Source organism: Robinsoniella sp. KNHs210 (genome assembly GCF_000686105.1).
Classification (GTDB): Bacteria; Bacillota; Clostridia; order Lachnospirales; family Lachnospiraceae; genus Robinsoniella; species Robinsoniella peoriensis.
Genome location: NZ_JMLZ01000002.1, coordinates 5,231,501 through 5,251,882, shown reverse-complemented (window position 1 = coordinate 5,251,882; position 20,382 = coordinate 5,231,501). Strand labels below are relative to the sequence as shown.

Genomic DNA, 20,382 nt, shown 5'->3' with positions numbered 1-20,382 from the left:
CAAGATAGAGCGTGGTGTTTTACAATTGCTCAATTTCGATGTACATTACGATATGCTCTGGATTATTTCTATTAATCTTATATACGAATCATTTCCTTTTCTATCTCACTAATTTAATGTTTTGTAACTTTATGGTTAATTACCATACCGCTCCCCGCCAAAAGGAAAAAAACTGCTGCTACTATTTTTTTATTGGACTTTCCCGCTTCATTCACCGGCTTGGGCTCGGTAAAGGCCGCAGCTCCACCTGCTTTCCGGTGGGATTTTCCGTCTGTTTGCTCCAAAGTAGAATCCTCATTATTGCTCTTTATAAATTCCGCAGCATTCTCTTTCGCTTCTGAGGATAGTTCCGTGGATGACTCACCCTGAAAGCCTGTATCTTCACTTTTTTCCTCCAATGTTTCTCCATCTTCCGGGGTGCTTACTGCTCCCTGCGTAAGATCCGTTTCTATGCTGCCGGTTCCCTTCTGCCTGCCACTAAATGGCTGCGCAGCCGGATCAGCAGTAACTCCCTGAACCGTTTTGCCGCTATTTCCATTCAAATCTTCCTGATCTGCTTTGCTTTCGCTCCCGTTCCCTACTTCCTGATCCGCCTTGCCTTGGCTCCCGTTCCATACTTCCTGATCTGCCTTGCCTTGGCTCCCGTTCCATACTTCCTGATCTGCCTTGCCTTGGCTCTCATTTTTATCTTCTTGCCCTCTATCTCCAGACCCGTTATTTCCTTTATCCGGTTTCTGCTTGTTCCCTGATCCGGAAGAAAGACTGCCGCCCCCCGAAGGGGTATTGGGGCGTCGGTCCGGCTCTTTCGTTCCCCCGCCGCCCCGGTCGCCTCCGCTGCCTCCGTCTGCCAGTTCTGTTTCCTTAGGATCTGTTTCCGTCTCCGTACCAGAACCGCTTCCATTCGAGGTATTATTACCGGTAGTTTCATCGGTATCCGGTGGGTTTACACTTTCTGACGGCTGGTACTTGCTGCATATACCCGTAGCATACTCCGCCTTCCAGATATCTGTATATCCCTCATAGACAAAATCCATAATTTTAAGCCGCACATAATAGACCTGATCCAGAGGCACATACAACATGCATGATCCCACATCATAATAATCATTCTTCATGGAATCCGTAACGTTACGGGAGGTCCAGTTTACCAGGTCATTGGAATACTCAAGCCAAAGCTGTCCTGCACCCCATGGTTTATCATAACTAATAATCAGATTCTTCTGATTCCATTTCACTTTCAGACGTCTGGCATTTGCAGCTGTAGTCATGCGGATCGCAAGCTGGGGCTTTACCTCTTCCCAGTTCTCAATGCCTGCCTTCTGGTCATCCGTTAATACAAAGTCACCTTCCAGAATAAAATCCCGCCCCCCTGCCAGGCCTTTTTGAAAACTTTCCTCGGACCACACAACCGGTAAGCTTGCATGCAAAGCAGGCTGCGCAGAATCCTGTCCATCCATTTCATTTTTCTCATAGAGCAAAACCTCTATTTCTCCAGGAATCTTTACCTGCTCCATAGCCGAATTATTTAAAGTAATAACCGGATCCATATATGGTGATAAAACCATTCTGTATTTCTTTACATTACCGGAAACAGTGTATTCTTCCGCGTTCACCATTTCATTTTGAATTCCGGGACACTTTGCAGCCTGAACCGGCAGTTCTCCTGATCCCAATACTATAACAGATATAAGAAAAAATAAAAGAAATCCTGTTCTTCTCATTTTATGTATTCACCCCTCTGACAGCTTTCCGATCTGTATTCCTTCAAACCCCTCTCTACTCCCGAAAAACTTCAGACATTCAATAAAAGAATTTATCCCCACATTGATAAACTTATCCTTATGGTAAACCAAATCAAAACTGCGTTTCCACCTGTTTGTATCTTCCCGGAACATGTACATCTCACCGGAACGCACTTCTTCTTCCACAAGTCTGTAAGCGATCACACTCAGACAATTATCCTTAATTATCGCATGCTTAATTGCCTCCGTTCCCACTACTTCCCAGGCAACATTTACACTAACCCCGTGTTTTTCCAGGTCTTTTTCAAAAAGCTCCCTTGTTCCGCTTCCTTTTTCACGCATCACAAACTTCTGACCTTCCAGCTGACAGAAATAGAGCCTTTTCATTCCAGCGAAAGGATGTTTTTTTGCACATACCAAAACCAGTTCATCTTCAATCATCGGTTTAATAAACAGATCCGGACTCTTAACCTGTCCTTCAACCACCGCTATATCCAGTTCCGCATCCATAAGCTTTTGTTCTATCACTTTTGTATTATTCACACAGGCGAAAATATCCACGTCCTCCTGCATCTGCTTAAACCGCTGAACCATGTCCGGTAAAAGGCAGGTGCCTACTGTCATAGAGGTTCCTACTCGCAGTATTTTCATCTGCTTTTTGCTCAGCATCTGCTCTTCCAGATATTCAAACTGACGAAGGACATCCCTTGCATGCCCCAAAAGCTTTTCTCCCAGATCCGTTATGTAAAGATGTTTTGACAACCGTTCAAACAACAGTCCCCCATAATGTTCCTCTAATTCCCGTATCGCCTGACTCACCGTAGGCTGGGACAGGAACATTTTTTCCGCTGCCAGACTCATTGTCCCGCAATCTGCTACCATCACAAAAATCCTCAGATGCCTGATTGTCATATCCATTCCTTCTTCCAAATTTATCTATAGGTTTTACCTATGTTTATAATAAGATAATATCATTTTTATTATTAATAAACAAGTGTTATAGTAATACATATAACAGGAAAAGAGGTTTTGTACATATGAAAGTATTAATCATTGGAGGCGTCGCTGCCGGCACCAAAGCTGCTGCTAAATTGAAACGTGAAAACCAGGGATATGAGGTACAGATTCTGACAAAAAGCGCTGAGATCTCCTATGCCGGATGCGGTCTTCCTTATTATGTGGGAAGCATCATTGAGGATAAGGAAGAACTAATCGTGAATACACCGGAGAGTTTTGCTAAACAGACCGGTGTCATGGTATCCACTGAAACCGAAGTAACCCATATCGACCGGTCCGAAAAAACAGTAACCGCTTTAAACCTGAAGACCAAAGAATCTACTGTTTATTCTTATGACAAATTAATTGTCGCTTCCGGGGCAAGTCCCGTTATACCTCCAATCGATGGTATTCATTTAAAAAATGTCTTCTATATGAGAACACCCGAAGATGCAATTTCTTTAAGGGAAACGCTGGAAACATACGGAATCAAACGTGCGGTTATTGCAGGGGCAGGTTTCATCGGCCTTGAGGTTGCAGAAAATCTGGCATCTAAAGGTGTGCGCGTTTCTGTCATTGATATGGCGGATCAGATTTTACCCGGATTCGATACCGAATTTGCCGCATATATCGAAAACCACCTGGCTGATCACGGCATAATGTCCTTTACCGGAACACGTTTAGAAGCCATTCTCGGAACAGACACAGTGGAAAAGGTTCAGACTTCCAGGCGTGCTATGAAAGCCGATGCCGTTATTCTCTCTATCGGTATCCGTGCAAACACAGAATTTCTGGCTGACACAGGTATCGAGCTAATGCCAAACAGAACCGTAAAAGTAAATGAGCACTTACAGACCAATGACCAGGATATTTACGCCATTGGTGACTGTGCCTGCGTCATAAATGCCATAACAAAAGAACCTGCCTGGTCACCAATGGGGTCTTCCGCAAATATTGAAGGCCGTATTGCAGCAAAAAATATAGGTGGGAAAAATATCTCCTACAATGGCGTTCTCGGTACAGGGGTCTGCAAACTACCGGAATTAAATGTAGGCAAAACCGGATTGAGTGAGGCTGCTGCCATTGCTGCCGGATTTGATGCCGTCAGTGTTATTTCCGTAGTCGACGACAAAGCTCACTACTATCCCGGAGCCTCTGCTTTTATCGTAAAAATGATTGCAGATAAAAAAACGCATAAACTGCTGGGATTACAGGCTGCCGGAAAAGGTGCAGTTGATAAAATGGTAGATATTGCAGCTGCCGCCATTTCCCTGCATGCAGCGTTAGAGGATGTTGAAAATATGGATCTTGCCTATGCGCCTCCTTTTTCCACAGCTATCCATCCATTCTCTTCGACTGTCAACATATTACTAAATAAACTGAGCGGAGAATTTGAAACTTTCACACCGGTTGAATACCAGGAAGGCAAAGCAGAAGGATATCGGCTCATTGATGCTTCCATAACCCCTCAGATTGACGGCGCACGCTATATAGACCTTTCATCCGTAGATGGTCCTGTACCGGAATTAAATACAGATGACAAGCTGTTGCTCGTCTGCAACAAAGGAAAACGCGCCTATATGCTTCAGAACCGCATGAAATACTATGGATATACCAATACCAGAGTCTTAGAAGGCGGAACAGCATTTAATGAAATAGAAGGATAAGCGATAACCGGATATCAGCAGCTATAAAGAAGTAACTCAGAACAAACAAATATAATTACATAACTCAGGAGGAAAGAAATGGCAACTTTAACAATCAGCCCAGAAGAAGAAAAAAGAGTAAAAGCATTAGGATTTTTAAGCAACAAAGGAACGGATAATTTTTCCGGCAGAATCATTACGATAAACGGTAAAATTTCAGCGCAGCAAATGCAGTGTATCTCGGAAGCCGCAAATCTATATGGAAACGGGGTAGTAACCCTGACCACCAGACTTACCATAGAAGTACAGGGCATTCCCTTTGATAAAATCGAAGACTTTCGTACCTATCTTTCCAAATCCGGCTTAGTAACCGGCGGCACCGGATCTAAAGTACGTCCGGTAGTAGCCTGTAAAGGAACCACCTGTCAATACGGCCTGTTAGATGCCTTTGCAATCTCCGAAGAAATTCATGAGCGCTTCTATGTGGGCTACAATACGGTAAAACTGCCGCACAAATTTAAAATTGCCGTTGGGGGATGTCCCAATAACTGTGTAAAACCGGATCTGAACGATATCGGTATCATCGGTCAGATGACTCCTGTCTTCGAAGAAGACTGCTGCAACGGATGTAAAAAATGTTCCGTAGAAACAGCCTGTCCGGTGGGTGCTGCCAAAGTAGTTGACGGCATCCTGGAAATTGATGAAGATGCCTGCAATAACTGTGGCCGCTGTATCGGAAAATGCCGCTTTGATGCCATTGAAGAAGGTGTACCAGGATTTAAAATCTATATCGGAGGCAGATGGGGAAAACGTATTGCTATAGGCAAAGCATTAAATAAAGTATTTACTTCCAAAGAAGAAGCACTGGATGTTATTGAAAAAGCAATCCTCCTTTTCCGTGAACAGGGAAAAACAGGTGAACGTTTCTCCACAACAATAGAACGTTTGGGCTTTGAAAATGCAGAATCACAGCTTTTGGCAAACGATCTGTTAGAACGTAAACAGGAAATTCTGGATGTCAAACTACATCTGGTAGGCGGCGCTACCTGCTAAATGGCATAATAATCTGAAATTGTAAAAAAGTACTTGCTTTTTTCGACAATTTGTGATAATCTTTTAACAAAGAAAAGGGAGTAGCTACCATCGTAATTATTAATCAGATGGTACATGAAGGCGTCAGAACGATAGCGATATCCGCGTCATGTAAGTAATTAGCAAGACTTTTATTCCAGCAGTCAGTCTGGGGTAAAAGTCTTTTTTTAATACCTTTTTCTTTTGTAACTTGAGTTTGTCTTAAAAATGATCATTTATAAGGCATACTCTTAGAGGGAACGGCACATAAATTTCTGCCATGGAAGTTATTTATCTGCCGGACAATTACGAGGAGGATTTGTATGTGGAACCCGAACATGAACAATAACATATTTAATGAATCAAAAAAGAATTTCCAGAAAAACGTTAAGAAAACAGCCAAAGGTGTAAAAAAAGTAGTTATTATCGTCGCAGCGGCTGTGGCAGCCGTCTTCATTGTATCCGGATCCTTTTATCAGATTCAGGAACAGGAGCAGGCTGTACTTACCACCCTTGGAAAACCCAAAGCTGTCACTGAGACTGGTCTTCATTTTAAAATTCCTGGAATTCAGCAGGTAAAAAAAGTAAATACCACAATTCAGGGTTTTCCGATCGGCTATACGATTGAAAATAACCAGACTGTAGATACCGAAGGCATTATGATAACTTCTGATTATAACTTTATTAATGTAGACTTTTTCGTGGAATACCGTATTGCAGAACCGGTCCAGTATTTATATGCTTCTCAGCGTCCGGAGGATATCTTAAAAAGTATCTCCCAAAGCTGTATCCGTACTGTGATCGGAAGCTATAAAGTAGATGATGTATTAACTACCGGGAAAAGCGAAATTCAGGCTAAGATCAAAGAAATGATCATAACCAAAATTGAAGAACAGAACCTCGGTCTCCAGCTGGTGAATATTACCATACAGGACTCCGCTCCCCCTACCCAGGAAGTGATGCAGGCGTTTAAAGCTGTGGAAACTGCAAAGCAGGGAAAAGAAACCGCAATCAATAATGCCAACAAATACCGGAATGAAAAAACACCGGAAGCTGATGCAAAAGTAGACCAGATTATCAAAGATGCACAAGCCCAGAAACAGACCAGAATTAACGAAGCAACTGCACAGACATCCAGATTCAAAGCCATGTATGAAGAATATCAGAAAAATCCTGTTGTAACAAAACAGCGTATGTTCTACGAAACAATGGAAAGTGTACTTCCGGGATTGAAAATAGTAATTGACAGCGGTAACGGCATCCAGAAGGTACTGCCTTTAGCACCATTTTCAGAAAACGATACATCAGCAGATAATGGGCAGAAACCGGAAAAAGACGATACCCAAGAGACCGATGCTCCAAAGGAAAACAAGACCAATAACGCCGAAAATCCAACTGCCGAAACTACAAACCCGGAAACGCCACAAACGGATGCACAATAAGGAGGACTAGAATTATGAAGAAAAAAGTTGTTATAGGTTGTTTTGCTGCGGTAGTTGTTGTGGTTACACTGGCTTCTTCCGTGGTGATTTCCAGACAAAATGAATATAAGCTGGTACGCCAGTTCGGTAAGGTCAGCCGTGTAATTGCTGACCCCGGAATCCATTTAAAGATTCCTTTTATCCAGACTGCAGATACTTTGCCAAAAGAAACTCTGCTCTCTGATTTAGTACCGTCTGATGTAATCACTAAAGATAAAAAAACTATGATCAGCGACAGTTATGTCTTATGGAAAATTGTAGATCCTTTAAAATTTGCACAAACCTTAAACTCTTCCCAGACTAATGCGGAAAACAGAATTAACACTGCCGTTTATAACGCAACGAAAAATGTAATCAGCAGTATGACCCAGGATGAGGTAATTACCAGCCGTGACGGTGTACTTTCTACAAACGTTATGAAAAATATCGGTAATAATATGGAACAGTATGGTATCGAACTTCTGGTTTTCGAAACGAAGCAGCTGGATCTGCCCAATGATAACAAGGAAGCTGTATTTGAACGTATGATCTCAGAGCGAAACAACATAGCCGCCACTTATACAGCAGAAGGAAAATCAGAAGCTAAGGTTATCAGAAACACAACCGATAAAGAAATTGCCATTAAGATATCCGAAGCAGAAAAGCAGGCAGAAATCCTCATAGCAGAAGGCGAAGCTGAATATATGAAGATTCTGTCAGCCGCTTATGCAGATGAAGGGAAAACAGATTTTTACTCATATGTAAGAAGCCTGGATGCTTTAAAAGCTTCCATGACCGGAGATAACAAAACCGTGATTCTCTCGGAAGATTCCCCTATCGCCAAAATTTTTCAGGGTTACGAATAAAAAACAGGGCCATTCACAGCATAAATGTGAATGGCCTTGTGCTATTTGCTTTCTAAACAATGCATGAATCAGAACCTGTGTCTCTGTTCACGTATGATTTTCAAATTGGATCTATTCGGTGATCTGATTGATTTTCTCTAACAATGCATCCAGTTCTTCTTCACTTACTTTACCCTGTGCAAAAGTAATTACTCCGCGGATTGGCATATACATCATCATCGCTTCATTCATGGCCGTCGTACTTTCACCCAGTGCATCATCTGCTGCATCCCCTAAAACTGCCACTTCTTTCAGAAGATATCCTGCAATCTCCATCGCTTTTTCATCCTTCATTAAATCACCAAAGGTCGTATTGCGATTATATGATCTGGTTTTTTTACTTGTGCTTTCCACATGAACAGATGCTGCAGCAACGATATCCCGGGATGATTTTCCAATCTGGATCTCATAGTCTGCATTTTCTACTTTCCAGTCTCCTGCTTCCATATCAAAGTAAGCAAATGCACGTTTTTCAAGTTCAAAGCTGACTGTCTTCGTTTCGCCCGGATTTAATTCAATTTTATCAAATCCTTTTAATTCCCGGACCGGACGGATGATACTGCCATTTAACGGAGCCACATACAACTGAACAACTTCTTTGCCTTTGATTGTTCCTGCATTTGTTACATCTACCGTAACTCTGAGGGTCTCGGTATCCTTCATATTCTCCTTATCCAGCACCAGATTACGGTATACAAAGCTGGTATAACTCAGTCCATGACCGAATGGGAAGAGAACATCCATCTTTTTCTTATCATAATAGCGGTATCCTACAAATACACCCTCTCTGTACTCTACCTTGTCGCCTTCTCCCAGATAGTACAGATAAGAAGGATTATCCTCTAAGCGAATGGGAAATGTTTCCGCAAGTCTTCCGCAGGGATTTGCTTTTCCGAACAGAATATCCACGGTTGCAGCGCCTACTGCCTGGCCGCCCAGGTAAGCTTCTAATACGGCTTTCACATCCTGAATCCATGGCATTTCTACCGGAGATCCATTATGAAGTACAACCACGGTATTTTTATTCACAGCTGCTACCTGACGGATCAGCTCATTCTGGCAGTCCGGAAGTCTCATGTGCTTGCGGTCAAATCCTTCGGATTCAAAGGAATCCGGCAAGCCGGCAAATACAACTGCTGTCTCTGCTTTTTTCGCTGCTTCTACCGCTTCCTTTATCAGCGCTTCATCTATCACATCTTTTTCTGTGATAAATCCCGGTGAATATGTTATATGCTCCATTCCTGCTACTGCATCCAGCGCGGATTCCACCTTAAATGAATTTATATGAGAACTTCCTCCACCCTGATATCTTGGTTTTTTGGCAAATGCACCGATAAATACGGTATTTTCCTTCTCATCCAATGGAAGAATCTGGTCATTTTTTAAAAGAACCATGCATTCTGCTGCTATTTCTTTTGAAAGCTTATGGTCTGCTTCTTTATCGAATACCGCGTTTTCGTTACGGTTCTCAACAAATTTATATACAATATTTAAAACTCTCTCCACCGCTTCATCCAGGCATTCTTCTGAAAGTGTACCTGCTTTTACTGCCTCTGCAATTTTTTTATCATTAATACCAAAGGAAGATGGCATTTCCAGTTCCAATCCAGCCTTCAGACTGTCAACTCTGTCATTTACAGCGCCCCAGTCACTGACTACGAAGCCGTCAAATCCCCATTCATCTCTCAGGATATCCGTGAGGTATTTTTTATTTTCGCATGCATATGTACCGTTAATCCGGTTATAAGAACACATCACAGTCCACGGCTTAGACTGCTTTACTGCTCCTTCAAATGCAGCCAGATAGATTTCCCTCGCAGTACGTTCATCCATCTCAGAGCTGGAAGACATTCTTCGGTGTTCCTGGTTATTAGCCAGAAAATGCTTGATGCTGGTTCCTACATTTTTGCTCTGGACTCCTTTGATATGGCTTGCTGCAATTTCAGATGCCAGATAAGGATCTTCTGAGTAGTATTCAAAATTTCTTCCGCACAGCGGGGAGCGTTTGATGTTCACTGCCGGTCCTAAAATTACTGCAACGTTTTCTGCCTGACACTCTTCTCCCAGGGCTTCTCCCAGCCTGGTTGTCATCTGGCGGTCAAAGGAAGCTGCCAATGCACAGCCAGCAGGAAAACAAACTGCCTTGATGCTGTCATTGATTCCAAGATGGTCTGCTTCCTGATCCTGTTTGCGCAGTCCGTGAGGTCCGTCGCTTACCATAATTGCCGGGATTCCCAGACGCTCTACCGTCTTTGTATGCCAAAAATCCTGACCGGAACATAACCCGGCTTTTTCTTCTACTGTCATCTGACCTATTAATTCTTTTACGTTCATAATCAATCCTCCTGATTAAAAATTAACTGCTGGATATTGCCTGTATGAACGTATTATATTACATTTTATAAGTCAAAAAAAGAGAGATTCTGGCTTCTTTATAGGTCAATCTTGACTTTTTTAAAAAAGACGTTCTCTTGATGACGAACACACTTAACCGTTATGCTTCCTGCAAAGCAGCCTTTGGGTCTGTATATTCTCTGCCAAGAGCATCTGCAACGCCTTTGAAGGTAACCTTGCCCTTATACGTGTTAAGACCAGCCATAAAATCAGCATCTTCCCTTAACGCATCCACACCTTTATCCGCCAGCTTTAAGACATAAGGAAGAGTACTGCTTGAAAGGGCAATGGTAGAGGTTCTGGAGACCGCGCCAGGCATATTTGCAACGGAATAATGTATTACGCCATGCTTTTCAAAACACGGATTGTCATGCGTTGTAATCTTGGTCGAAGTTTCCACGCAGCCGCCCTGATCAATTGCAACATCTACAATGACACTGCCTTTTTTCATTTCCTTAACCATATCCTCTGTTACCACTTTCGGCGCTTTTGCACCCGGTATTAATACCGCTCCGATTACCAGATCAGCATCTTTTACTGCTTCTTTTAAGTTATAAGGATTATTAAACTGGGTATGGATTCTGCCTCCGCTGATGTCATCAATATATGCCATTCTTTCAGCATTGATATCAAATACAGTGACATCTGCTCCCATGCCTGTGGCTACTTTCGCAGCATTTAACCCTACAACTCCGCCGCCTACAACAACTACCTTTCCAGGCATAACTCCGGGAACTCCACCGAGAAGGACTCCGCTTCCTCCATTATAATTCTGTAGCATATAAGCTCCAACCTGTACGGACATTCTTCCTGCAACCTCACTCATAGGAGCCAGCAGCGGAAGTCCTCCATTTTTGCCGCGGATGGTTTCATAAGCTATTCCTGTGGTTTTGGATTCCAGTAATGCATCTGCCAGAGAGGCATCATTTGCTATATGCAGATAGGTAAATACCAACTGGTCTTCTCTTAAATATTGATATTCTGACTCCACATATTCCTTTACCTTTACAATCATATTCGCTTTTGCAAATACATCTGCGGCATTTGCTGCAAGTTCGGCTCCCGCACTTATGTATTCCTCATCCATAAATCCGCTTCCTTCTCCTGCCTTTGTCTCCACGATCACCTGATGTCCCGCATTCACCAGCGTATATGCACCTGCTGGCGTAATTGAAACTCGATTTTCATTATTTTTAATCTCTTTTGGCACTCCAACTATCATAATAATTCCCATTGTATATCACAGGTTTGCCTGCAATACAGCCACTACCTTACAAAAGCTGAAAGATCTGCAGCGTGGCATCCTTTCTCTTAGATATTTTCTTTCAACTTTAAATAACTAGTTAACAGTATATCATAAAATCTTCTATTTTCCACATTATTTTCACATTATATCCATTCATAATTATAGTTTTTTCCACTTGTAACTGATATTTAAATGTAGTATAGTTTATCAAAATACACAACCGGAGGTACTTATGAAGGAATTATATCATGTTTCGGGTACGCTGAATGAAGGCTTTGTTGGACAGATTTCATATACGGTCTGCCTGGATAAAACTTACGATGAACTGGATATCGAATTTACCTTTGACAAACAACACTATACCGATATCACGGATGAATTAAAAGAGGAAATGAAATCTCTAGTGGAAAAGGAATATGGCATTACTGCTTCTTCTGAAGAAGAAATTATAAGGGTAATCAAAAATGATATGAAAACGGAAATACATACGCTTGCTACATTAAATGATACATTTATCGGATGCGTACACCGCCAGCTTACCACTCGCCATATGCACTTTACCCCGCTGACAGCGACAGAAGGCTGCATTGCCATGCCCTGCTTTGAAGGTGTTTTAAAAGTGACTCTGCTGGTGTTTAATGTAATACAAAACGATACACACTATGAATTATCCGTATTTGCAGGAGGGAGGAACAAAACATGTACAAACGTTTAGAACTGCACAATCATACCACGGAATCTGACAGCAGCATTACCTGTGAAGAACTGATTGACCTGATGGTAAAGGACAAAGCCGATGCTTTTGCAATTACCGATCATAATACCATTTCCGGACATGGCAAAATCCGCAGGCTGTTAGAAGATCGGGGATATCCCATCGATTGCATTTACGGAATGGAATATACCACCTATTATGGGCACATTCTCTGCCTGAACCTTCACGAATATGTCCCCTGGGAGAATATCAATCTTCATAAACCGGAATTGCTGTTTGAGGCTGCCAAAGAAAAAGGGGCTCTGACGGGGGTTGCACATCCCTTCTCCTATGGACACCCATTTGCCAGAGGATGCCGCTTTGACATGAAAATTACGGACTTTTCTTCTCTGGATTTTATTGAAATCTTTAATAATCCGGAACCGCTGCACGAAGTGAATGAACGGGGACTGCTGTGGTGGGAATCCCTGGTTCTGGACGGACACCGGTTAGCTATGACCTGTGGCATGGATCTCCATGGAAAATGGGACATGGGCGGACAGTTTGCCACCTTTATACCCGGCAGGAAAGATGGGAATACCTCCCAGGAACTTGCTGATGCCGTTCATTCCCAGAAGACCTGTATTTCTAAAGGACCTGTACTGCAAAGTAATATGGATGAGAATAGCAACTCCATAGCATTTTCAATCGTTCCTACAGACAAACCCGGATATTATCAATCCGCTACCGATTCTTATTATCTGACACTGAAAACGTCAGCGGAAACCATCCAAAAAGAAATTCAGCCGGACGAAACACTTTATGTTGACCTGGCAAAGCTCAAGGGAGAAAAAATCATCATTCCAAAATTATATCATCAGGATACTACTATAGAAAATCTGGTTTGTGTTGGCTCTGTTATTTATACTCAGCATAACATATAATATTACTGCCAACGGCGTACATCCTGCTGCAATCTCCGGGTCTCCCCATGCTTAGAAAAACAGTTTAATTTGAAGTGCGTATTTCTTGACCCCTCTTCTCTCCTATGCTATTCTTAATACAAACACGACGATTACTTCTATTAAAGAAAGGCATCATTTTTACCATGGATAATTATTACTATGAGCAAACCCGTTTGGTTTCAGAACTTCATGTGAATTTCGAGCGTATTCTGATTTCTAAAATGTACATTCCAGGTCACTGGCATGAAAGTATCGAGATACTTTATATGAAGGACGGATGTCTGGAAACGATCATTAAGAATCAGACTTTTATACTTAAAAAGGATGACTTTATCCTGGTAAATCCACGGGATTTACACAGCACCAGATGCCTTAGTTACTGTGACTATATCCTTCTCCAGATTCCATACCCTATGCTCAAAAACTATATTCCGGATATTGATACGATTCGATTTGAAATCAACGATCCCGCAGTAAATCCAATTATCCAGACGAAGCTGCGCCAAATCAAAGAAATTATACAGCAGATGCTGGTTCTGTTTGATGTGAAACCTCTGGGTTCCCATTTGAAATTCACCAGCCTGCTGTTTGAGATGCTTTATCTTCTCTACCATAATTTCCAGGTGCCGATTGATCCTGAAACAATGGAAAAAGACACCCGGAATCTGGAACGTTTGAAACCAATCCTGGATTATGTGAAAGAGCATTACAATGAAAAAATACTCTTAAACGAGATTTCTGCCTATGCCGGATTTACTCCGGAATATTTTTGCCGTTTCTTCAAAAAGCACATTGGCATCACCTTTGTGGAATACTTAAATCAATATCGATTCAACTGTATTTATCAGGACCTCGGCAGCACGGATACACCTCTGCTTACTCTCCTGGAAATGCATGGATTTACCAATTATAAACTTTTCCGTAAAATGTTTTATGATATCTACGGATGTACCCCGGGACAAATCCGAAAAGAACTTGTCACAAGAAAAGATACCGGCAATCAACATGCGATTTCTTTTTGGATGAATTCTATAAATGCATCCAAAGACATCTGACCGGTGCTCTGGCTGTCACGGCCACGCAGTGAAATTGTGCCTTCTTCTTCTTCCTTCCGGCCCAGTATCAGCATATAAGGCACTTTTTCCAACTGGGCCTCTCTGATTTTATATCCTACTTTTTCATCTCTTTGGTCCATCTCGCAACGAATACCTGCTATTTTTAACTGTTCTGTGATTTTCATGGCATATGCGTTGGACTTTTCCGATACCGGTAATATCTTGACCTGAACCGGTGCAAGCCATACCGGAAATTTTCCTGCATAATGCTCAATCAGGATTCCGATAAAACGCTCAATAGAGCCAAATACTACCCGGTGAATCATGATCGGCCGGTGCTTTTCTCTGTCTGCCCCGATATATTCTGCTCCAAATCGAAGGGGCAGCTGGAAATCAAGCTGTATTGTTCCGCACTGCCATGTCCTGCCAATGGAATCCCTTAAATGAAAATCGATCTTCGGTCCATAAAAAGCTCCATCCCCTTCATTTACATCGTAGGACATACCAAGTTCATTTAAAGCATTCTTAAGGCCGTTTGTAGCCAAATTCCAATCCTCATCACTTCCGATGCTGTTTTCCGGTTTTGTAGATAATTCCACATGATACGTAAATCCAAACTTCTGGTACACTTCATCAATTAATCGGACAACACCTTTTATTTCCTCCGTGATCTGTTCTTTTGTCATAAAAATATGGGCATCATCCTGCGTAAAACTGCGCACCCGCATCAATCCATGAAGGGAACCTGATTTTTCATGACGGTGTACTACGCCCAATTCCCCAATGCGCATGGGCAGCTCCCTGTATGAATGCGGCTCTGACTGGTAGACCAGCATCCCACCCGGACAGTTCATTGACTTGATGGCAAAATCTTCTCCATCAATAGAAGTCGTGTACATATTTTCTTTGTAATGATCCCAATGCCCGGATGTCTCCCAGAGTTTCCGGTTCAACATGACAGGAGTGGAAATTTCTACATAGCCTTCCCTTTGATGAATTCTTCTCCAATACTCAATTAACTGATTTTTAAGCACCATTCCCTTTGGCAGGAAGAACGGGAATCCAGGTCCTTCATCCATCATGGTAAACAGCCCCAGTTCTTTCCCGAGCTTTCTGTGGTCTCTTTTCTTTGCTTCCTCCATCTGCAGCAGATATGCTTTTAGCTGAGATGGTTTTTCAAAAGAAATACCATAGATTCTGGTAAGCATTTTGTTTTTCTCACAGCCTCTCCAATAAGCTCCTGCAAGTGCCGTCAGCTTCACTGCACCAACACATTTTGTATTCTTTAAATGAGGCCCTTTGCACAAATCACAAAACTCACCCTGCCGGTAAAAACGAAATTTCTCTTCTGCCGGCATGTCATTCATCAGTTCCAGTTTGTAAGGTTCCTCCTTTTCCTTCATAAAAGAAATCGCTTCTTCTCTGGATAATTCCAAGGATTCTATCTCATAACCTTCCTCTGCGATATTTCTCATTTCTTTTTCAATCTTATCCAGGTCTTCTCCTGTCAAAGGGATCTTACAGTCAAAATCATAATAAAATCCATTTTCAATTGCAGGACCGATTGCCAGTTTTGTCTCCGGAAACAACCGTTTCACTGCCTGTGCTAAAATATGTGCCGTTGTATGATAAAACACACTCTTATCAATTTTTTCTTTCATCTGCTCCATGCTCCTTTACCTTTTTATGATAGGGAATAAACTTCTGCTGAAAATCCTATAACAATTTGGCCAAATTGCAGTAACATAAGAAAAGCACCCTCAAACGTACAGCAGTATAACTGCCAACACGTTTAAGGGTGCATACTAATCAGAATGCACGGTTCCACCTTAATTTTTCTCTTTCAGATTCTAACAAATCCAAGCCTTTAACGCAGGCATACGGCAATGCTTATTCTCTCGACTTCGCACCGCTGCTCGGGAATGGTCTTCGCTGACATTTCACATGAGAAACTTCCACCAATCTGTTTCTCTCTCTGACTGCTTCCTGACAGTTACTGTTTCCTTCATAGCTTTTCTTATATTGAGGCTATTATAGCACTTTAAACGCAGCTGTCAAGGTAGATTTCATTATTTATAAATTTTTTTAGCGGAAAAGCCTCTTCCCCGTACTTCATTTACATGGCTGATCACCATAAATGCTTTGGGATCTTCCTCCATAACCAGTTGATTCAGCTTCACCAGTTCCCGGTTTGAAATAACAGTCAGAATTATCGGCTGTTCATTTTGCATATATCCAGTCTGCGCATGAATAAAGGTGGTTCCCCGATCCAGGCGCTTTAATATCTCCTGGTTGATCTCCTCATATTTTTCGCTTATAATTTTCACCTGGGTCTGAGCGGTTCCCATAAAAAGGATTTTATCCAGAACTACCGAATAGATCAGTACAAGGAGAATTCCATATACAATCTGTTCCGAATCCGAAAACAGCATCTGCAGTATCAGAATCGTAAAATCAAAAACATAGAGCATTGCCGAAACCGGCAGCCCGAATTTCTTATTCAATACCAGCGGCGGGATATCCATACCTCCGGTGGAAGCCCCTGCACGAATCACAATTCCGATTGCAAAACCGATCATAATTCCACCGCAGATGGTAGATAACATCCGGTCATTGGTGACCTGCCCTAATATGGGGATTTTCTGAAACACACCCAGAATAATCGGATAGTAAAAGGTACTGATCAGCGTCGTAAGCGCGAAACGCCTGCCCAGGATACAGGCTCCCACAATAAACATAACGGCATTAAAACAAAATACAAATGCTGATATCGGAATTTGAAAATAATGATGAAAAGATAATGCCAGCCCCGTGGTGCCTCCCGTAATCATTTGATTTGGAAGAATAAATATGGTGATTCCAAGTGCATAAATCGTATTCCCTAAAAATACATAGAGAACATTTTTCATTTTTGATAACTGCGATAACATAAGATCCCCTCTTTCTAAAATTCTTTTCTTCTCTTGTTTCTTGATTTTTGTTAATTCATTTTAACTAAATATCCTTTAAAGACTGACGTTTATATCTTAAAAGCAATAAACTACATTTATAAAGGATTCTGTTATATTACTACAGTAAAGCACAAAAAAAGCAGGTTACTAAGTAACCTGCTAAACCTGCTTATATTCCGAAAATAATATTTAGTTTTTTTCAAATCCTTTTGTAAGCTCAATGAAATACACATCCTTCTTTATCTTTGATAAGAATACCACAAATAGTTAAGGGAGTAAAGCTATAGTTTCTAAACCCGACTGATTTTATATCAGCTATTTCATAATCGTCCGGTAAACATCCATGAATCCCATAACGGTAACAATCACTACCAGAATCGGTGTAATAAATCGAATACAGATCAGCCATGCCTTTTTCAGTTTGAAAGAAATCCCGTCTGATTCCACATGCTGCAAAATGCGCTTTGGTCCCCATATCCATCCAACGAAGATACACATGAGAATTCCGCCTATCGGCATCAGAATATTATCCGTCAGCATACCCATAAAATCAAATACAGAATAATTCAATATGGTTACGTCACCCAGTACCCCGAATGATAAGGCACTTGGGATTCCTAACAGAAATACACCCAATGCCACGAAAAACACAGCCGTTCTCCTTTTGCACTTAAAGTGATCCAACACGGAAGATACCACACATTCCAGAAGTGCTATAGCGGAAGTTAATGCTGCAAAAAACATCAATCCAAAAAACAGCAACGCAAAAATCCAGCCGCCGGACATACTTTCAAATACTTTCGGAAGCGTTCCGAATGTAAGGCTCGGTCCCTGTGCCGGCTCCAGCCCAAATGCAAATACTGCCGGAAAGATTGCCAGCCCCGCTAAGATTGCAACAAAGGTGTCAAGACCTGCTACAATAAGGGCATTTTTCGGTATATTTTCTTTTCTGTTCAAATAACTGCCATAAGTGATCGTGATTCCCATACACAAACTCAGTGAGTAAAATACCTGTCCCAGCGCAGCCGGTACAGATTTCAGGTCAAATCCTCCGTTCAATTTAAAAACGAAATCCACACCTTGTTTAGCCCCCGGAAGTGTCAGGGAACGTATAACAATGATGACCAGCAAAATTAACAGTGCCGGCATCATAAACCGCGATGCTTTCTCTATCCCTTTTGTTCCTCTGTAACACACAAATCCTGTACATGCCATAAATACCAAATGCCAGATTACAGGTGATGCCGGCTCTGCGATATAAGCTGCGAAATCTGCCGGTGCATTCATGCTTGTAACATAACTTGCAATATATTTTAAGATCCAGCCACCGATAACACTGTAGTAAGATAATATAATAAACGCACATAAAATCCCCATAATACCAATGATTTTTGATTTGGGATTTAAATTCTCATATGCCTGAACCGGACCTTTTCCTGTCATTCTTCCAATACTCATCTCCGTAATCATAACCGGAAGCCCTAATACCGCTATAAAAATTAAATACGTAATTAAAAACTGAAATCCACCGTTCTTTCCCATCAAATACGGGAACTTCCACAGATTTCCTAGCCCAACCGCTGCTCCCGCAGTTGCCAGGATAAAACCCAGGCTAGATGCCCATTGTCCTTTTTTCTCCATTTTGCCCTCCAATTAAGATTGTCTTACCCTCTGCTTAAAAGAACAGAGTTAAAATCAGTTTAACAAAATTGTAGGTATATTTCAACAAAATTAATCATTTTTCCATATATATCTTCAAACTTTTTTAATTTTTCCCATAAACTTGTAACAGAAATATAACTTGCTTCTATTCTATGGCAGATGTAAAATAACAGTAACGAAAAAAGGAGGTGAAATCCATGTCAAAGAGAAAATACATATGGTTTGCCATTTGCAATATTATTTTTCTACTATCTACATTTCTCCATGAATGTATTCACGGTTTTAGCATGGCACGGCTTGGTCAGTCTGTAAGTACAGGTTTCAGACGAATTGGCAATGTGTATCTCTACCCCAGAGATTCCGGTTTCCGCATGAATCTGGATCTGGATATTAAGACACTTATGGATTTTAGTGTTCTGCTGACACTTACGCTGGCAGTCATATTCACCTTACTGTTTTGCAAAATCCGTTTTAAAAACCCTTTTACCAAAATGATCATTCTGGCACTGGCTCTTTGTAATTCCTGTCTGAGAATTATAGCATGGGGTGCTTCTCTTTTGCTTCCTGTCTTTGTCGGGCAGTCAGTAAGAATTGATGAATTGAATACCGGAACTGCGCTTGTCACAGCAACAGGTAATCCTTCCCTTCTCTACGTTCCTGCGATTCTTTCCGTTTTTATATCTCTCCTCTGTTTTATCAAGCTGCTTATGCGTCTGCGAAGAAGCCGTGATGAAGGCTATAAAAACTTTATCTTTTTGTTTTTTATGGCACTTATCAGTTCTTTTATCATTTCAAATATACTTGATAATTATATAAGAATTAACTGGATTGCCTGATTAGCACAGTATTCAATGCATAGAAAGGCAGGGAACAGATTATTTGCGCTGTTCCCTGCCTTTTCTTTAGCTGCTGTCTTTCTTAGTTAAAAAATCTGGCTCCTACATAACCAACAAGTCCGTTTGCTTCTACTTTATACCATCCGCCTACATCTTCTAAAAATGTAACTGCCTGTCCTGCCTGCAGTGTATCCAGGATGGCTCCGTCATAACTTGGTGCTTCACGTATGTAAGCTGCTGCATTCATGTAAATTGTCTGGGGTACGGGTGCATCTGTAGCTTCTGTCTGAGGTGGTGCATCTGTCTGCGGTGCCTGCGTCTGTGCTGTTGCCGCATCTGTTGCTTCCGTCTGTGCATTCGTCTGTGCATTAGCCTGAGCCCCGGCATTTGTGGATCCCCCACCGTTTACTGACTCCGATGATTTTGTAGATTCCCCGGGAGTTTCTGTTGATTTCTCTGTTGTTTTCTCCGTTGTTTTTTCTGTTGATTTATTGGTTTCTGATTTCTGTGTCTGCTTTTGTGTATCTGGCTGCTTTTCTGTTTCTTTCTTATTCTCAGTTCCATTTTCTGTGCCGGGCTTTGTTTCTTCTGTCTGTTTTTTGCTGCCATCGCCGTTTGTCATCATATTCCCAAGCAGCTTATAACCGAAAAATAAAATACAAATCACTGCAATTACTGCAATCGCCAATACGAAATACCTTAAATTATCTGATAACCATTCTTTGAATTTTTTCATTACATTACCTCCATAACGAAATA

At 41.6% G+C, this 20,382-nt stretch carries 16 protein-coding genes; 8 read left to right on the top strand and 8 right to left on the bottom strand.

Features of this window, described 5'->3' with window-relative positions:
* Positions 1 to 113 precede the first annotated feature (113 nt).
* The gene (locus tag CD03_RS0129380) at positions 114 to 1,721 is read right to left on the bottom strand and encodes a hypothetical protein (protein WP_027296667.1); all 1,608 of its coding nucleotides are present in this window, start codon (positions 1,719 to 1,721) and stop codon (positions 114 to 116) included.
* A gap of 9 nt (positions 1,722 to 1,730) precedes the next feature.
* Entirely contained in the window at positions 1,731 to 2,654 is a 924-nt protein-coding gene (locus CD03_RS0129375) for a LysR family transcriptional regulator (protein WP_027296666.1), read from the bottom strand.
* Between the two features lie 125 nt (positions 2,655 to 2,779).
* On the opposite strand from CD03_RS0129375, the gene CD03_RS0129370 reads away from it, so the two are divergent.
* The 4 genes from CD03_RS0129370 to hflC all read left to right on the top strand — a co-directional run bounded on the left by CD03_RS0129370 (position 2,780) and on the right by hflC (position 7,781).
* Positions 2,780 to 4,405 (top strand): FAD-dependent oxidoreductase, encoded by a 1,626-nt coding sequence (locus CD03_RS0129370; protein ID WP_027296665.1) that lies wholly within the window; start codon positions 2,780 to 2,782, stop codon positions 4,403 to 4,405.
* Between the two features lie 78 nt (positions 4,406 to 4,483).
* Complete coding sequence (locus CD03_RS0129365) at positions 4,484 to 5,437, top strand: 4Fe-4S binding protein (RefSeq protein ID WP_027296664.1); 954 nt, start codon at positions 4,484 to 4,486, stop codon at positions 5,435 to 5,437.
* Between the two features lie 341 nt (positions 5,438 to 5,778).
* Positions 5,779 to 6,897: an FtsH protease activity modulator HflK gene (gene hflK / locus CD03_RS35250; RefSeq protein ID WP_044289752.1), complete on the top strand. Its 1,119-nt coding sequence runs from the start codon at positions 5,779 to 5,781 to the stop codon at positions 6,895 to 6,897.
* Positions 6,898 to 6,911: 14 nt separating this feature from the next.
* The gene (hflC, locus tag CD03_RS0129355; protein WP_027296663.1) at positions 6,912 to 7,781 is read left to right on the top strand and encodes a protease modulator HflC; all 870 of its coding nucleotides are present in this window, start codon (positions 6,912 to 6,914) and stop codon (positions 7,779 to 7,781) included.
* Between the two features lie 111 nt (positions 7,782 to 7,892).
* Here hflC and CD03_RS0129350 read toward each other — a convergent pair whose 3' ends face one another.
* Positions 7,893 to 10,154, bottom strand: coding sequence for a glycoside hydrolase family 3 C-terminal domain-containing protein (locus CD03_RS0129350; RefSeq protein WP_027296662.1), 2,262 nt, complete (start codon positions 10,152 to 10,154; stop codon positions 7,893 to 7,895).
* Between the two features lie 160 nt (positions 10,155 to 10,314).
* Positions 10,315 to 11,448, bottom strand: a complete 1,134-nt coding sequence (gene ald, locus CD03_RS0129345; protein ID WP_330373822.1) for an alanine dehydrogenase — start codon at positions 11,446 to 11,448, stop codon at positions 10,315 to 10,317.
* 244 nt (positions 11,449 to 11,692) lie between these two features.
* Here ald and CD03_RS0129340 point away from each other — a divergent pair, with 244 nt between their 5' ends.
* From CD03_RS0129340 to CD03_RS35245, 3 genes are all read left to right on the top strand, one after another.
* Complete coding sequence (locus tag CD03_RS0129340) at positions 11,693 to 12,175, top strand: DUF6669 family protein (protein ID WP_027296660.1); 483 nt, start codon at positions 11,693 to 11,695, stop codon at positions 12,173 to 12,175.
* Positions 12,160 to 13,098 (top strand): CehA/McbA family metallohydrolase, encoded by a 939-nt coding sequence (locus tag CD03_RS0129335; RefSeq protein WP_027296659.1) that lies wholly within the window; start codon positions 12,160 to 12,162, stop codon positions 13,096 to 13,098. Before CD03_RS0129340 ends, CD03_RS0129335 begins: the two co-directional genes overlap by 16 nt.
* 164 nt (positions 13,099 to 13,262) lie before the next feature.
* The gene (locus CD03_RS35245) at positions 13,263 to 14,174 is read left to right on the top strand and encodes an AraC family transcriptional regulator (RefSeq protein WP_052378041.1); all 912 of its coding nucleotides are present in this window, start codon (positions 13,263 to 13,265) and stop codon (positions 14,172 to 14,174) included.
* Here the strand turns inward: CD03_RS35245 and thrS are convergent.
* The 3 genes from thrS to CD03_RS0129315 all read right to left on the bottom strand — a co-directional run bounded on the left by thrS (position 14,120) and on the right by CD03_RS0129315 (position 18,766).
* Positions 14,120 to 15,835: a threonine--tRNA ligase gene (thrS, locus tag CD03_RS35240; protein ID WP_242849170.1), complete on the bottom strand. Its 1,716-nt coding sequence runs from the start codon at positions 15,833 to 15,835 to the stop codon at positions 14,120 to 14,122. The two genes, CD03_RS35245 and thrS, sit on opposite strands and share 55 nt — an antisense overlap.
* Before the next feature lie 408 nt (positions 15,836 to 16,243).
* The gene (locus CD03_RS0129320) at positions 16,244 to 17,104 is read right to left on the bottom strand and encodes a YitT family protein (RefSeq protein ID WP_027296658.1); all 861 of its coding nucleotides are present in this window, start codon (positions 17,102 to 17,104) and stop codon (positions 16,244 to 16,246) included.
* Positions 17,105 to 17,440: 336 nt separating this feature from the next.
* On the bottom strand, positions 17,441 to 18,766 hold the full coding sequence (locus CD03_RS0129315; protein ID WP_027296657.1) for a sodium-dependent transporter: 1,326 nt from the start codon (positions 18,764 to 18,766) through the stop codon (positions 17,441 to 17,443).
* Between the two features lie 218 nt (positions 18,767 to 18,984).
* On the opposite strand from CD03_RS0129315, the gene CD03_RS0129310 reads away from it, so the two are divergent.
* Positions 18,985 to 19,623 (top strand): hypothetical protein, encoded by a 639-nt coding sequence (locus CD03_RS0129310; protein ID WP_027296656.1) that lies wholly within the window; start codon positions 18,985 to 18,987, stop codon positions 19,621 to 19,623.
* A gap of 82 nt (positions 19,624 to 19,705) precedes the next feature.
* On the opposite strand, the gene CD03_RS0129305 is transcribed toward CD03_RS0129310, so the two are convergent.
* Complete coding sequence (locus tag CD03_RS0129305) at positions 19,706 to 20,359, bottom strand: SH3 domain-containing protein (protein WP_027296655.1); 654 nt, start codon at positions 20,357 to 20,359, stop codon at positions 19,706 to 19,708.
* Positions 20,360 to 20,382 lie beyond the last annotated feature (23 nt).

What these genes read in the sequence shown, in the direction of transcription:
- CD03_RS0129335 (WP_027296659.1), top strand. Translation starts at nt 12,160, where the DNA reads ATGTACAAACGTTTAGAACTGCACAATCATACCACGGAATCTGACAGC.
- CD03_RS0129370 (WP_027296665.1), top strand. Translation starts at nt 2,780, where the DNA reads ATGAAAGTATTAATCATTGGAGGCGTCGCTGCCGGCACCAAAGCTGCT.
- thrS (WP_242849170.1), bottom strand. Translation starts at nt 15,835, where the DNA reads ATGAAAGAAAAAATTGATAAGAGTGTGTTTTATCATACAACGGCACAT.
- CD03_RS0129380 (WP_027296667.1), bottom strand. Translation starts at nt 1,721, where the DNA reads ATGAGAAGAACAGGATTTCTTTTATTTTTTCTTATATCTGTTATAGTA.
- CD03_RS0129305 (WP_027296655.1), bottom strand. Translation starts at nt 20,359, where the DNA reads ATGAAAAAATTCAAAGAATGGTTATCAGATAATTTAAGGTATTTCGTA.
- hflK (WP_044289752.1), top strand. Translation starts at nt 5,779, where the DNA reads ATGTGGAACCCGAACATGAACAATAACATATTTAATGAATCAAAAAAG.
- CD03_RS0129320 (WP_027296658.1), bottom strand. Translation starts at nt 17,104, where the DNA reads ATGTTATCGCAGTTATCAAAAATGAAAAATGTTCTCTATGTATTTTTA.
- CD03_RS0129315 (WP_027296657.1), bottom strand. Translation starts at nt 18,766, where the DNA reads ATGGAGAAAAAAGGACAATGGGCATCTAGCCTGGGTTTTATCCTGGCA.
- CD03_RS0129375 (WP_027296666.1), bottom strand. Translation starts at nt 2,654, where the DNA reads ATGACAATCAGGCATCTGAGGATTTTTGTGATGGTAGCAGATTGCGGG.
- CD03_RS0129365 (WP_027296664.1), top strand. Translation starts at nt 4,484, where the DNA reads ATGGCAACTTTAACAATCAGCCCAGAAGAAGAAAAAAGAGTAAAAGCA.
- CD03_RS35245 (WP_052378041.1), top strand. Translation starts at nt 13,263, where the DNA reads ATGGATAATTATTACTATGAGCAAACCCGTTTGGTTTCAGAACTTCAT.
- hflC (WP_027296663.1), top strand. Translation starts at nt 6,912, where the DNA reads ATGAAGAAAAAAGTTGTTATAGGTTGTTTTGCTGCGGTAGTTGTTGTG.
- CD03_RS0129350 (WP_027296662.1), bottom strand. Translation starts at nt 10,154, where the DNA reads ATGAACGTAAAAGAATTAATAGGTCAGATGACAGTAGAAGAAAAAGCC.
- CD03_RS0129340 (WP_027296660.1), top strand. Translation starts at nt 11,693, where the DNA reads ATGAAGGAATTATATCATGTTTCGGGTACGCTGAATGAAGGCTTTGTT.
- ald (WP_330373822.1), bottom strand. Translation starts at nt 11,448, where the DNA reads ATGGGAATTATTATGATAGTTGGAGTGCCAAAAGAGATTAAAAATAAT.
- CD03_RS0129310 (WP_027296656.1), top strand. Translation starts at nt 18,985, where the DNA reads ATGTCAAAGAGAAAATACATATGGTTTGCCATTTGCAATATTATTTTT.